Origin of the sequence: Sphaerimonospora sp. CA-214678 (assembly GCF_050942215.1) — a bacterium.
Classification (GTDB): domain Bacteria; phylum Actinomycetota; class Actinomycetes; order Streptosporangiales; family Streptosporangiaceae; genus Sphaerimonospora.
Map to the genome: position 1 here is coordinate 5,198,046 of NZ_CP192056.1, position 13,194 is coordinate 5,211,239.

The 13,194-nt window shown below is 70.0% G+C and carries 13 protein-coding genes; 9 read left to right on the forward strand and 4 right to left on the reverse strand.

What is annotated here, in order from left to right:
* Positions 1-166 precede the first annotated feature (166 nt).
* Positions 167-550, reverse strand: a complete 384-nt coding sequence (locus tag ACQP1K_RS23190; protein ID WP_433497803.1) for a S24 family peptidase — start codon at positions 548-550, stop codon at positions 167-169.
* Between the two features lie 18 nt (positions 551-568).
* On the opposite strand from ACQP1K_RS23190, the gene sodN reads away from it, so the two are divergent.
* The 3 genes from sodN to ACQP1K_RS23205 all read left to right on the forward strand — a co-directional run bounded on the left by sodN (position 569) and on the right by ACQP1K_RS23205 (position 2,525).
* The gene (gene sodN, locus ACQP1K_RS23195) at positions 569-970 is read left to right on the forward strand and encodes a superoxide dismutase, Ni (RefSeq protein WP_433497804.1); all 402 of its coding nucleotides are present in this window, start codon (positions 569-571) and stop codon (positions 968-970) included.
* A gap of 332 nt (positions 971-1,302) precedes the next feature.
* The gene (locus ACQP1K_RS23200) at positions 1,303-1,728 is read left to right on the forward strand and encodes an ATP-binding protein (RefSeq protein ID WP_433497805.1); all 426 of its coding nucleotides are present in this window, start codon (positions 1,303-1,305) and stop codon (positions 1,726-1,728) included.
* Positions 1,729-1,745: 17 nt separating this feature from the next.
* Positions 1,746-2,525, forward strand: a complete 780-nt coding sequence (locus tag ACQP1K_RS23205; RefSeq protein ID WP_433497806.1) for an RNA polymerase sigma factor SigF — start codon at positions 1,746-1,748, stop codon at positions 2,523-2,525.
* A gap of 2 nt (positions 2,526-2,527) precedes the next feature.
* On the opposite strand, the gene ACQP1K_RS23210 is transcribed toward ACQP1K_RS23205, so the two are convergent.
* Positions 2,528-2,935, reverse strand: coding sequence for a hypothetical protein (locus ACQP1K_RS23210; RefSeq protein WP_433497807.1), 408 nt, complete (start codon positions 2,933-2,935; stop codon positions 2,528-2,530).
* A 119-nt stretch (positions 2,936-3,054) separates the two neighbouring features.
* On the opposite strand from ACQP1K_RS23210, the gene ACQP1K_RS23215 reads away from it, so the two are divergent.
* Together ACQP1K_RS23215 and ACQP1K_RS23220 are read left to right on the forward strand one after the other, a co-directional pair.
* Positions 3,055-4,047 carry a diacylglycerol/lipid kinase family protein gene (locus ACQP1K_RS23215; protein WP_433497808.1) on the forward strand — a complete coding sequence of 331 codons (993 nt, stop codon included), beginning with the start codon at positions 3,055-3,057 and terminating at the stop codon, positions 4,045-4,047.
* A gap of 284 nt (positions 4,048-4,331) precedes the next feature.
* Entirely contained in the window at positions 4,332-4,586 is a 255-nt protein-coding gene (locus ACQP1K_RS23220) for a WhiB family transcriptional regulator (RefSeq protein WP_433497809.1), read from the forward strand.
* A 235-nt stretch (positions 4,587-4,821) separates the two neighbouring features.
* Here the strand turns inward: ACQP1K_RS23220 and ACQP1K_RS23225 are convergent, their stop codons facing one another.
* Positions 4,822-6,384, reverse strand: coding sequence for a histidine kinase N-terminal domain-containing protein (locus ACQP1K_RS23225; RefSeq protein ID WP_433497810.1), 1,563 nt, complete (start codon positions 6,382-6,384; stop codon positions 4,822-4,824).
* Between the two features lie 68 nt (positions 6,385-6,452).
* Between ACQP1K_RS23225 and ACQP1K_RS23230 the strand changes: the two genes are divergently transcribed.
* The 4 genes from ACQP1K_RS23230 (at position 6,453) to ACQP1K_RS23245 (ending at position 10,991) form a co-directional block, all read left to right on the forward strand.
* A complete protein-coding gene (locus ACQP1K_RS23230; RefSeq protein WP_433497811.1) occupies positions 6,453-7,634 on the forward strand; it encodes an 8-amino-7-oxononanoate synthase in 1,182 nt (393 codons plus the stop codon).
* Positions 7,631-8,374 (forward strand): GntR family transcriptional regulator, encoded by a 744-nt coding sequence (locus ACQP1K_RS23235; protein WP_433497812.1) that lies wholly within the window; start codon positions 7,631-7,633, stop codon positions 8,372-8,374. The genes ACQP1K_RS23230 and ACQP1K_RS23235 overlap by 4 nt, the downstream gene beginning before the upstream one ends.
* Positions 8,375-8,500: 126 nt before the next feature.
* Positions 8,501-9,223, forward strand: a complete 723-nt coding sequence (gene bioD / locus ACQP1K_RS23240; protein ID WP_433497813.1) for a dethiobiotin synthase — start codon at positions 8,501-8,503, stop codon at positions 9,221-9,223.
* Between the two features lie 121 nt (positions 9,224-9,344).
* Positions 9,345-10,991: an acetolactate synthase gene (locus ACQP1K_RS23245; RefSeq protein ID WP_433497814.1), complete on the forward strand. Its 1,647-nt coding sequence runs from the start codon at positions 9,345-9,347 to the stop codon at positions 10,989-10,991.
* Positions 10,992-11,340: 349 nt separating this feature from the next.
* Here the strand turns inward: ACQP1K_RS23245 and ACQP1K_RS23250 are convergent, their stop codons facing one another.
* On the reverse strand, positions 11,341-13,059 hold the full coding sequence (locus ACQP1K_RS23250) for a serine/threonine-protein kinase (protein WP_433497815.1): 1,719 nt from the start codon (positions 13,057-13,059) through the stop codon (positions 11,341-11,343).
* Positions 13,060-13,194: the final 135 nt, after the last annotated feature.

The window sequence follows — 13,194 nt, forward strand, 5'->3', positions numbered from 1 at the left end:
CAGACCTACCCTCTGAACAGCGAAAACACCAGTCGTGATCTTGCACCGACAAGTGCAAGATCACCAAACACATGCACGCAGCTCAGGCAGACCGTCTGCGAGTTTCTGCAAGATCACGGAGCCGATTCACGCAGCTCGGGGGCATGGCCTGCGAGAAACTACAAGATCACGGGGATGGGGGTGGGGGGAACCGCCGGGTCGGCCGAGGCCAGTAGCGCAGGACGACCCGGCCCAGGACGTCGGGTTCCGGAACGGCGCCGAAATCCCAGCTGTCCTGCCGCCCGGGGGCCGACTGGTTGTCGCTCTCCAGCCACCACCCCTCCGGGGTGAGCCGGAACGCCCGTTTGACGATCAGTCCGTGCGGGCGCCTGGCGATCACCAGGTCTCCTGGCCGGATCCGCGCGCCTGGCCGTACGAGCAGCAGGTCTCCCGGACGCAGGACGGGCAGCATGGAGTCCCCCGCGACACGCACCGCGGTCAGCATCATCCCCCTCTGCGTAAGCACTTCTCTACGAGTAAAGTCGGTCTTGGACAGTGCTGTCACCAGCATGCCTAAGGAAGGATTCCGATGCTCGCACGACTGCTGCGACCCAAGCGCGAAGTGTCCGCCCACTGCGACCTGCCGTGTGGGGTCTACGACCCGGCGCAGGCCCGCATCGAGGCCGAGTCGGTCAAGGCGATTATGAAGAAGTACGCCGACAACGACGACCCGGTCTTCCGGACGCGCGCTCTCATCATCAAGGAACAGCGGGCCGAGCTGGTCAAGCACCACCTGTGGGTGCTGTGGACCGACTACTTCAAGCCGCCGCACCTGGAGCAGTACCCTCAGCTCCACCAGCTCTTCTGGGACGCCACCAAGCTCGCCGGCGCGGCCGGTGCCAAGGGCGCCGTCGACCCCGCTCAGGCGGACGAGCTGCTTGCCAAGATCGATGAGATCGCCAAGATCTTCTGGGAGACCAAGGCCGCCTAGGTCGCGATCTTCCGGCCCCGCACGGTCTTCCGGCCCGCGCCGTTCCCTGGTCGAGCGCGGCCGTCCGGATCGGGCGGGGCCCTTTCATGGCGGTGATCGCCTTGCCGACTCAGGAAAGTCGATCTAGCAGGGAATTTACCAGGACCTACCGCCAAGGATCGCCCTAACCGCGGCCTGTGAGCGGAGCACCACGTGGCGAGTGGCGGTAGGTTGCACTCAGGGCACTGAGCCGACGCGAGGGGCCGTTTGGGAAGGGCCGACCGGAAGGGGCCGACGCCGGATCGATCATGGAGGCCGGCCACCGGGACGGCCGCGAAGGGGCGAGGAGGAACGTGACCGAGGAAACCGAGACGCCTGCGGTGGAGCTGACCGAGATTCGCGACGCCGTCACCGTCCGGCTGCCCGCAGCCAGCGCCTATCTCTCCGTGCTGCGTACGGCCACGGCCGGACTGGCGGCACGGCTCGACTTCACCCTCGACCAGATCGAGGATCTCCGCATCGCCGTCGACGAGGCGTGCGCCATGCTTCTCCGGCACGCGGTTCCCGGCACCGATCTCCTCGCCGAGTTCGAGCTCACGGGGCAGGAGATGACGGTCCGGGTCGAGGTGAACACGGTGGGGGTCAGCTCCCCCAACCGGGAGGACTTCGCCTGGATGGTGCTCACGGCCCTCGCCGACGACGTGGACGCCCTCTCCGAGCACGGCGACCACATGGCGATCGTCCTGCGCAAGCGCCGGGGCACAGCGAGGCCGGCGTGATGGAAAGGACTAGTGCCATGGCCTCCGGCGACTCGGCCGTGCCGGATCGTGTACGCGCGCGCACGCTCTTCGCCGAGCTCGCCGAGCTGTCACCGGACGACCCGAGGCGCCAGCGCATCCGCGACGAGCTGGTCGAGCTGCATCTGCCGTTGGTCGAGTACCTGGCGCGGCGCTTCCGCAACCGCGGCGAGTGGCTCGACGACCTCACGCAGGTGGCCACGATCGGACTGATCAAGTCGATCGATCGGTTCGACCTCGCCCGGGGCGTCGAGTTCTCCACGTACGCGACCCCGACCATCGTCGGGGAGATCAAGCGGCACTTCCGCGACAAAGGATGGGCGGTCCGCGTACCGCGCCGCCTGCAGGAGCTCAAGCTCTCGCTGACCAAGGCGATAAGCGAGCTGTCACAGCGGGAGAGCCGGGCCCCCACGGTGGCCGAGCTCGCCGCGCATCTGCAGATGACCGAGGAGGAGGTGCTGGAGGGCCTGGAGTCGGCCAACGCCTACTCGACGGTCTCCCTCGACGCCCCCGACTCCGGGGACGACGACGCGCCGGCCGTGTCCGACTCGCTGGGCATCGTGGACGAGTCGCTGGAAGGCGTCGAGTACCGCGAATCGCTCAAGCCTCTGCTGGAGCGGCTGCCGCCGCGTGAGAAGCGGATCCTGCTGCTGCGCTTCTTCGGGAACATGACCCAGTCGCAGATCGCCAACGAACTGGGGATCTCGCAGATGCACGTCTCCCGGCTGCTGGCCAGGACCCTCGCCCAGCTCCGCGAGGGCCTCACCGCGGAGGACTGAGCTCAGGTGTCGGAGCGGCCGTCACCGTCCATCAGGGCCCGCGTCGACGACGGCGCGAGCAAGGTGACGAGAGCGACGGCCGCCGCCGCCACGAGCGGGACGCCGTAGCCGTACTGCTCGGACTGGATCAGCGTGATCGCCAACGGCAGGGCGAAGATCTGTGTCACGACGGCCGGACCCCTGCTCCAGCGCAGCGTCTGCCACAGGCCCCAGGCGACCCACAGCAGCCCGGCGCCGGTGACCAGGCCGAACCCGGCGACGGCGAGGCTGGTGACGGTGTCTGTGGGTTTGCCGACCAGTGTCTCGACGGCGACGTACCCCCCGAGGACCAGCGCGAGCAGGCCCTCGGCGGTCAGGACTGCGGCGGCCACGATCACCGTGACGGGGCGGCCGGCGGAACTGCTGATCACATCGCCCAACCCTACCCGCAGGGAGCCGCGGTCGCCGCAGCGATGCCGGGGCCGCCCTCCACCCGGTCGCGCGTGGCGTCGCGGGTGTCAGCGGTAAAGCGTTCGTTAATCTTCAGGGCATGCGGACACTCCTCCTCGTCAATCCAAAGGCGACAACAACCAACGAACGCACCCGTGATGTGCTAATCCGGGCGCTCGGTGCGGCCGTGGATCTGTCCGTCGAGGAGACCGCCCGCCGGGGTCACGCCACCGAGCTCGCGGCCACGGCGCACGCCCGCGGATTCGAGGCGGTGGCCGTGCTGGGGGGCGACGGCACGATGAACGAGACCGTCAACGGGCTGCTCGGGGCGCAGCCCGAGCAGGTCGCGAGCGGACGGCCGGCATTGATGATCATTCCCGGAGGCAGCGCCAACGTGTTCGCCCGGGCGCTCGGCCTGCCCAACAATCCCGTCGAGGCCACCGGCGCCGTGCTCGACGCGCTTCGCGACGACCGGCGGCGGACGATAGGACTGGGCCAGGCCGTCTGGCATGACGAGGTTTCCGGCCCCGACCCGGGGGTGGATGGCGGACCAGACCATCGCCGCTCTCGATATTTCACGTTCTGCGCGGGGCTGGGGTACGACGCCGAGGTCATCAGGGCGGTCGAGGGGCTGCGGAGCACGGGCCGGCGCGCACTGCCGGCCCTCTACGTGAACACCGCGGTGCGCCACTTCTTCGTGACGGACCGCCGGCACGCCGCCCTGCGACTGAGGCGTCCGAACCGGCCGGACGAGGAGGACCTCTTCCTCGCCATCGTGTCGAACACCGCCCCGTGGACCTATGTGGGTCCACGTCCCGTCAACCCCACGCCGCTGGCCACGTTCGAGACGGGTCTCGACCTGCTGGGGCTACGGAAGCTCAACCTGCCGACCATGGCAACGCTCGTCCGGCAGATCGTCGGGGAACGGCAGGCGTCACCGACGGGCAGACACCTCGTCCAGATTCACGACGAGGCCGAGTTCACGCTGGTGGCGACCCGGCCGATGGCCTTCCAGCTGGACGGCGATTACCTGGGGGAGCACGAGTGGGTGATCTTCCGCTCTATCCCGAATGCATTACAAGTTCTCATCTAAAGCGTGACAGATCGTCACAATGTGACGCATCCGACAGCCATGGAGGGCAAAACCTTGCCCTGAACCTCTTGTGTGGGGTTGGTACGACTGAAAAGCTGACTACGACGTCGGAACGTAGGACCTTTACGGAGACCACCGCCTCCGCATCGGTCACCGGCGATCACGCGGACACTCCGGCCCAAACCCTGGTCCGGCAAACGTTCGCACCAGTTAGTGAAAGACTTCACAAAGTTGACGAACCAGCGGAGGCCGGTACGGCCCCGCTCGACGAAGGAGTGGAACGCATGGACTGGCGCCACCGAGCCGCCTGCCGTGACGTGGACCCCGAGCTGTTCTTCCCCATTGGGAACACCGGTCCGGCGCTCATGCAGATCGAAGAGGCCAAGCAGGTATGTCAAAGCTGCTCGGTCATCGACTCGTGCCTCAAGTGGGCTCTCGAATCCGGCCAGGACGCCGGGGTCTGGGGCGGACTGAGCGAGGACGAGCGTCGCGCGCTGAAGCGCCGTACGGCTCGCGCCCGCGCCCGCGCCGGCGTCTGACCCCCGGTCGGATGGCAACGGTCGCAGCACGCACCACGGCCTCACGGACCCTCGGGCCCGAGTAGTCCACTTCGGGCCCGACCAGGTCGTTCAGCGTGGCGACGCCGGCTTCCCCGCCGTCCGATCAATCGTCGTTCACCGGTCCCGGCTCCCTGTCCCGGCCACTGTACGGCCCCTGTCCCGGCACGACCCGGGTGCCGATACGACCGGTCCGGTACGGCGACCACGATGGCATTCAAAACGGCGTGGCCTTCTCGGCCGCTCCGCCTCTGACCCTGGCTCCGGCTCCGGAAGAGCCCGTACTCCCATAGGACCCGGCACTTCCCGAGGGCGTGCTCCCTGACGGCATGGGAATGCTGAGGTTGACCTCCGTGCCCCCCTCGTCCCTCCTGCCGATGCTCAGACGGCCCGACAACTCGGCCTCCACGAGCGTGCGGACGATCTGCAACCCCAGACTCACGGTGGAATCCAGATCGAAGTCGGGCGGCAGACCCTGCCCGTCGTCCGCGACCACGACCTCCAGCCGGTCCACCTCGCGATTCACGATCACCTCCACGTTCCCCGACCTGTGCGAGAAGCCGTGTTCCACGGCGTTCTGCAGCAGCTCGGTGAGGACCATGGCGATCGGCGTCGCCACCGCGGCCGGCAGCACTCCGAACCCGCCGATGCGCTTGGGCATGACGTGGGCCAGCGAGACCTCGGCCGTCATGGCGATCACCCGGTCGGCGATGTCGTCGAACTCGACCATCTCCTCGGGCATCTGCGCCAGGATCTCGTGCACGATCGCGATCGAGCCGACCCGCCGGACCGCCTCGTTCAGCGCCTCCTGCCCCTCGGGGTTGTTCAGCCTGCGCGCCTGCAGCCGGAGCAGCGCCGCGACGGTCTGCAGATTGTTCTTGACCCGGTGATGAATCTCACGTATCGTCGCGTCTTTGGTCAACAGTTCTCGCTCGCGGCGACGCAGCTCGGTCACATCGCGGATGAGCGCCAGCGCACCGATCCTGCCGCCGCCGACGATCAGCGGGATGGCCCTGAGCTGCACCACGGTGCCGCCGTTCTCCACCTCGATCTCCCGGGGCGCCCGGCCGCTCGCGACCAGCATCAGGTCTTCGTTGATCGGCTCGTCAGAGAAGCACAGCGCCGCCGTCGTCCTGCCGAGATCCGCGCCCACCAGGTCGGCGTAGAGGCCGAGCCGGCGGTAGGCCGACAGCGCGTTCGGGGAGGCGTAGGTCACCCGTCCGGCCTTGTCGAGCCGGAGCAGGCCGTCGCCGACCCGGGGGGACCTGACCAGGGTCGGCTGCTCTCCGGCGAACGGAAATCCGCCCTCGGCCACCATCTGGGCCAGATCTGACGCGCTCTGCAGGTACGTCAGCTCCAGCCGGGACGGCGTACGCGCCGACGACAGGTTGGTGGACCGCTGGATGACCCCGATGAGGGGCCCGGCGTAGCCTCGCCGTACCGGGATGGTCTCCTCCCGGACCGGTACGCCGCTGGACCAGTCGGGATCGCCCTCACGGCAGATCCGCTGCTCGTCCCACGCTATGTCGATGAGCGGCCGCTCCCCCTTCGCCACGATGGCCCCGACGACGTCGTCGTGGTAGACCGTCGGGCCGGTCGTGGGCCGCATCTGGGCCACCGCGACCCAACCCGTGCCGCCCCGATGGGCGACCCACAGGATGAGATCCGCGAAGGACAGGTCGGCCAGGAGTTGCCAGTCCGACACCAGGGAATAGATCCAGTCGACATCCGCGGCGTCGAGCGCGGTATGCCTGGACACCAGGTCGCTGATAGTTGGCACCCTCGCATCATGCGCCGGGGCTCGGCCCGGAGGCGAATCGGCATTCACCACCTGGCAAGATGCACTCCATGAAACGGCCACTCGACCGATTCCGTGAGGCCACCGCCCAGCGGGAGGCGGCCGGGCTGCGGCGTGTCCTGCGCCCTCGCACGCCCGACCATGACGGCCTGCTGGACCTGGCCTCCAACGACTATCTGGGGCTGGCGCGGGATGAGCGGCTCATCGAGGCCGCCGTCCGCGCCACCCGGGAGTGGGGCGCCGGCTCGACCGGTTCCCGCCTGGTGACCGGGACGACGCGGCTGCACGCCGAGTTGGAGGAGCGGCTGGCCGCCTTCACCGGCGCGGCCAGGGCGCTGGTCTTCTCCTCCGGATACCTCGCCAATCTGGCCGCCGTCGGTCTGGCCTCGGTCGCCGGCCGGGACGGGGGCGGCAGCCTGGTCGTCTCCGACTCGGGCAACCACGCGTCGATCGTCGACGCCTGCCGGCTGTCGCGCTCGCGGGTCGTCATCACTCCACATGGAGACGCCGAGGCGGTCGGCAAGATCCTGGCCGACCGCGCCGAGGAGCACGCCGTCGTCGTCACCGACGCCGTGTTCTCCGTCGACGGCGACCTCGCGCCGCTGCGCGACCTGCACGCCGCCGCCGTACGGCACGGCGCGCTGCTCGTGGTCGACGAGGCGCACGCGCTCGGCGTGGTCGGCGAGCAGGGGCGTGGCGCTGTGCACGAGGCGGGACTCGCCGGCAGCCCTCACGTGGTGCGTACGGTCACGCTGTCGAAGTCGCTGGGATCGCAGGGCGGTGCCGTGCTGGGCGCGCCCGAGGTGATCGAGACGCTGATCGACACGGGCCGCTCGTTCATCTTCGACACGGGGCTCGCGCCGGCCTGCGCGGGTGCGGCCCTGGCCGCGCTCGGCATCCTCGAAGACGCAGCGGCGGACCTTCCCGGACGGGCCAGGGCCAACGCGCGCGCCCTGGCCGCGACGATCCACGAGCTGGGCCTGTCGATGGACCCGGAGACGAACCCGGCGGCGGCCGTGGTACCGGTCGTGCTCGGGCCGCCGCGGCGGGCGGTGGCCGCGGCCGCCGTGTGCGCCGAGCACGGCGTGCGCGCCGGGTGCTTCCGCCCGCCGTCGGTTCCCCGGGGACGGTCGTGTTTGAGGTTGACCGCGAGGGCCGATCTGAGGTCGGATGATCTCGCGGTGGTCAGGGGTGCGCTCACCGCTGTGGCCGAATTGAAGGTGGATACGTGACGGAGCACAGCGAGGACTCTCCCCGGGTCCCGAAGTACTACGACGTCAAGCGGAGCCTGCTGGAGCTCACGAAGACCCTGCCCCCGGGCAGCGCGCTCCCTCCGGAGCGCGCGCTCGCCGTGAGCTTCGAGACCTCGCGGACCACCGTCCGCCAGGCGCTCACGGAGCTCGTGGTGGAGGGCAGGCTGCTGCGGATCCAGGGCAAGGGCACATTCGTCGCCCAGCCCAAGGTCGCCCAGGTGCTGCAGCTCACCTCGTACACGGGTGACCTGCGCATGGTCGGCCTGGAACCCGACACCAAGATCCTGGACATCAGCTACATCACGGCGGACGAGGCGCTCGGCAGCCGGCTGGCGATCAATCCGGGCGGGCGCGTGCTGCGCATTCACCGTCTCCGCCTGGCCAACGGTGAGCCGATGTCGATCGACACCACCCACCTGTCCGCCCGGCGCTTCCCCCGGCTGCGGCGGGAGCTGGAGGCCCATCCATCGCTCTACGAGACCCTGCACAACGCCTACAACGTGCAGCTGACCGACGCGGAGGAGGTCATCGAGACCGTCCTGGCCACGCCGTACGACGCGCAGGTGCTCGGGGTCGACGTCGGGCTGCCCATGCTGCTGCTGACCCGGCACGCGTTCGACGCCGAGGGCAACCCGGTGGAGTACGCCCAGTCGCTCTACCGGGGGGACCGCTACAAGTTCGTCACCCGCCTGCGGCGGCCCTCGGGCGGGAGCGCCTGACGCCCGTCGCACCGGGTCGTACGGCTCCCGCCGGGGCGGCGCCGACCGCCGCCCCGGCGACACGGCCGCGCCCGGCGCGCACCGCATGTGCCACCCCGGCCGCCGTCACGCCGTACGCTGCGGTGAATGAGCATTCTCGTTGTCACAGGCACGGACACCGGCGTCGGAAAGACCGTGGTCACGGCGGCGCTCGCCGCGCTGGCCCTGGAACGCGGTTCGACGGTCGCCGTGGTGAAACCGGCGCAGACCGGAGTGGCGGCCGGCGAGCCGGGAGACCTCGACGACGTGATCCGGCTGTCGGGGGTCACCACGACGTTCGAACCGGCCAGGTTCCCCGACCCGCTGTCGCCCGCCGCAGCCGCCCGGGTTGCCGGCCTGCCGCCGGTGTCGCTCACCTCGGTGGCCACGCTCGTCGAGGAGCTGGCGGAGTCGAACCGGCTGGTGATCGTGGAAGGGGCGGGCGGGCTGCTCGTCCGGTTCGACGAGGAGGGAAGCACGCTCGCCGACCTGGCGTACGAGCTGCGTGCGCCGGTCCTGGTCGTGGCCAGGGCCGGGCTCGGCACGCTGAACCACACCGCGCTGACCCTGGAGGCCATGGCGGGCCGTGGCCTCGATCCGGCCGGGGTGGTGATCGGTTCCTGGCCGGCCGAGCCGGGGTTGGCCGAACGGTGCAACGTCGCCGATCTGGAGATGCTGGCGGCCCGGCCGCTCGCCGGGGCACTACCCGAGGGCGCGGGCGTCCTCGATCGTCCGGCCTTCGCCCGCGCCGCACGGGCGGGACTCGCCCCCGTCCTCGGCGGCGCTTTCGACCCCGCCGTCTTCCGCACCACCCTCAAGCTCCCCGGCTGAGGGGGCAGAGGCGAACAGCTCAGATGGAACCGGCGGGTTGACCACCCGCGATCGCGGGCAGGTTGGCGAGACCGACAAGTCTTCTCTCCCCGGCTAAGTGACCGACTGGTAGGTTTCCCGCATGGAGTCCCCAACGCACGCAGGCGACATCGCCGTCGCCGTCTCCCAGGCGTACGGCGTCGACACGATGTTCACGTTGTCGGGCGGGCACGTGTTCCCGCTCTATGACGGCGCGGTCCACCGGGACATGCGCATCCTGGACGTACGCCACGAGCAGAGCGCGGTCTTCGCCGCCGAGGCGACCGCCCGCCTGACCCGACGTCCCGGCCTCGCGGTGCTCACCGCCGGCCCCGGCGTCACCAACGGCGTCTCCGGGGTCGCCACGGCCCACTTCAACGGCTCACCGCTCGTCGTGCTCGGCGGCAGGGCGCCGCGCTCCCGGTGGGGCTCGGGCGCGCTGCAGGAGATGGATCACCCTCCGCTGTTCGAGCCGATCACCAAGCTCGCCTTCACCGGCTCGGGCGCCGACTCCATCGGGCAGGACGTCGAGATGGCGTTCCGCATGGCACTGGCCCCGCACCGCGGCCCGGTGTTCCTGGACGTCTATATGGACGACCTGTTCGCGCCCGCGGCCGACTACGACTCCCAGACGCTGACTCCGTCGCCGCTCGAACCCGACCCCGACGCGCTCGCCGAGATCGCCCGGCTGATCACCGAGGCCGAACGGCCGGTGCTGGTGTTCGGCTCGGACGTATGGATGGATCGCGCCGAGGAGGCGGCCAGGGACTTCGCCGAGGAGTGGCGCCTGCCGGTCATCCCCAACGGACAGGGCCGGGGCATCCTGCCCTCCGGCCACGACCTGCTGGTCACCCGGGCCCGGGGGCACGCGTTCAAACAGGCCGACCTGGTCATCGTGGTCGGCACACCCCTCGACTTCCGCCTGGGCTACGGCTGGTTCGGCGGCAAGGACGGCGCGCCGCTCGCCCGGGTCGTCCACATCGTGGACGCGCCGTCGCAGCTCGCCACGCACGTCGGTCTGGCCGGGTCGGCGACGGGCGATCTCTCCCTCATCCTGTGGGGGCTCGCCACCGCCTGCCGTACCGCCGGGGTGAACCCGAAGGCGTACGAGCCGTGGAAGGATCGGCTGGCCGAGGAGGCGGCGGCCTCGATCGCGTCCGACGCGCCGCTGCTGGAGTCGGACGCCGACCCGATCCACCCGATGCGGATCTACGGCGAGTTGAACAGGCTGCTGGACGACGACGCCGTGGTGATCGGCGACGGCGGCGACTTCGTGTCCTACGCCGGCAAGTACATCGAGCCGCGCAAACCCGGCAACTGGCTCGACCCGGGGCCGTACGGCTGTCTCGGCACCGGCCTCGGCTACTCGATCGCCGCCCGGCTCGCCCGGCCGTCCTCGCAGGTCGTGCTGCTGCTCGGCGACGGCGCCGCCGGGTTCTCGCTGATGGACGTGGACACGCTGGTACGGCACCGCCTGCCGGTCGTCATGATCTGCGGCAACAACGGCATGTGGGGGCTGGAGAAGCATCCCATGCAGTTGCTGTACGGCTACGACGTGGCGGCCGAGCTGCAGCCGCAGTGCCGGTACGACCAGGTCGTGACGGCCCTCGGTGGTGGCGGGGAACTGGTGACCTCACCCGACGAGATCGGCCCTGCGCTGCGGCGGGCGTTCGACTCCGGCGTGCCGTACCTGGTGAACATCGCCACCGACCCGCAGATCGCCTACCCCAGGAACACCACCGGCATCTGACCCACCCCCACGGGAGCGATGCCCACGGGAGTGATGCCCACGGGAGTGATGCCCCATAGGGGTGGTGGCACCCCCCGCGCGTGATCTTGTAGTTGCTCGCAGACATGCCATCCAACCTGGGCACTCACCTCTCGTGATCTTGCAGAAACTCGCAGCCATGACCGCTGACCAGCGGTTCAATCTTCCGTGATCTTGCACTTGGAAGTGCAAGATCACGAACGGCGTCGTCGCAGATAGACCGGGTGGCGTGCGAGTTTCTGCAAGATCACGACAAGGATATGACCATGTCAGAGGCCGCCCCTGCGAGCAACTACAAGATCACGCGCGGGGGGGTGGTGGGGACCCGATCTCAGGGGCTGGGGCTGGGCGACGGGCTGGGGGACAGATGGGGCGAGGGGGACGGACAGGCCTTCTTGTGGACCACGATGACGACGTTGGACCCCTCGGGCTTGAACTTCCCGGCCTCCGGCGACTGGCTGCTCACCGGGTCCTTGCATGCTCCCTCGCCCTTGTAGCGGACGACGGGCTGGAGCCCGATCTTGGTAAGCCTGACCTTGGCCACGTTCTCGGCCAGACCGGTCAGCTCCGGCACCTTGACGAGCTTGTCCGTCGGGCTGGGCGAGGGACTGGGTGACGGGCTCGGCGAAGGGCTGGGCGAAGGACTCGGTGAGGGGCTGGGCGATGGACTCGGTGACGGGCTCGGCGGCCGGTTCGTCTGAGGCGGAACCGCCCGCGTCGGGCTCGGCGAGGGGGTCTTGGACGGGCGCGGGCTGGGGCTGGTCGGCGTCGGCGACGGAAGCTCGGCGGTGACGGACGGCTGGATCGGCGTCTCCTCCCCGGAACGGGCCGAGGCGAGGTTCACCCCGGCCGCGACCAGGCCGACCACGACGACGCACCCGGCCATTCCCGCGACGATGGGCCCGGTGCGCGTCCTGCGCCCCTTCCTGAGCTGCGCACGGCGAGACGACCGCGACCCCGGTGGCTGCCCCTCCTGGCGTCCCACGGCGGACGCCGCCTGCGTGGTCAGGGCCGGGGGGACCAGGTGCGGCGGGGCGGTGCCGTCATGCCAGGTCTCCCTGGTGATCCGGTAGGTCTGCCCCTCCTCCAGGTAACCCGTCTCCTGGAACGCCGCCTCGATCATCGCCGCGTCCACCTGCTGCTCGGGCGCCGCCGCGCCGGGCTGCCCGTACGGCGCAGCCGCACCGGACTGTCCGTAGCCGTGGTCGGGCGCGGCCCCGGTGCGCTGGACCGACTGGCGGGCCGCCTGGCTCATCGCGGCGGCGGACGGCCACCGGCGCGCCGGGTCCTTCGACATCGCGCGCTCCACGACGGCGCGCACAGCGGGCGGCACGTCGGGCGGCAGAGGCGGTGGAAGCTCACGGATGTGCTTGAGCGCGATCGTCACCGGCGTGTCGCCGTCGAACGGCCGCTGACCGGCGAGGCACTCGTAGGCGACCACGCCCAGCGCGTAGATGTCCACCGCGGGGGTGACCGGGGCACCCTCGGCCTGCTCGGGAGCGCAGTAGGCGGCGGTGCCCAGGACCATGCCCGCATCGGTGAGACGGCTGCCCGAGTCGGCGCGTGCGATGCCGAAGTCGGTGAGCACGAGCGTGCCGTCGGAACGGACCAGAAGGTTGCCCGGCTTGATGTCACGATGCACGATGCCGCTGTCATGGACCGCCTGAAGCGCCGAGGCGGCCTGCGCGATCAGCTCCATCGCGGGCTCGGCGCCGATCCGGACGAGCCGCGTCAGCAGCCGGTCGAGGGGCTCGCCGTCGACGAACCGCATCACCAGGTAGGCCGTGGGGCCGTCACCGGGTACGTCGGCGACGCCGTAGTCGTACACGTCGACCACGCCCGGATGATTGATGGTCGCCATGGCCCTGGCCTCGCCCTGGAAGCGTACGGCGAAGCCGGGGTCGTTGAGCCGCCCGGGGAGCAGAACCTTCACGGCGACCGTGCGCGCGAGTACGGTGTCCTCTCCTCGCCACACCTCGCCCATGCCCCCGGCGCCCAGCCGGGAATCCAGCCGGTAGCGCCCAGCCAGGGTCGTGCCTTGGGCCACCATCTGCGCCCCGTACCCCCTAATTCACTCTGCCCCCGAAGTGTCCAACAAAGCAGCTTCGCGTCGCGAGAAGATAACGACAGGGTCGCAGAAGCCTGAATTTGACTGGGCTCCCACTCCAGGGTCAGACCCCGAGCC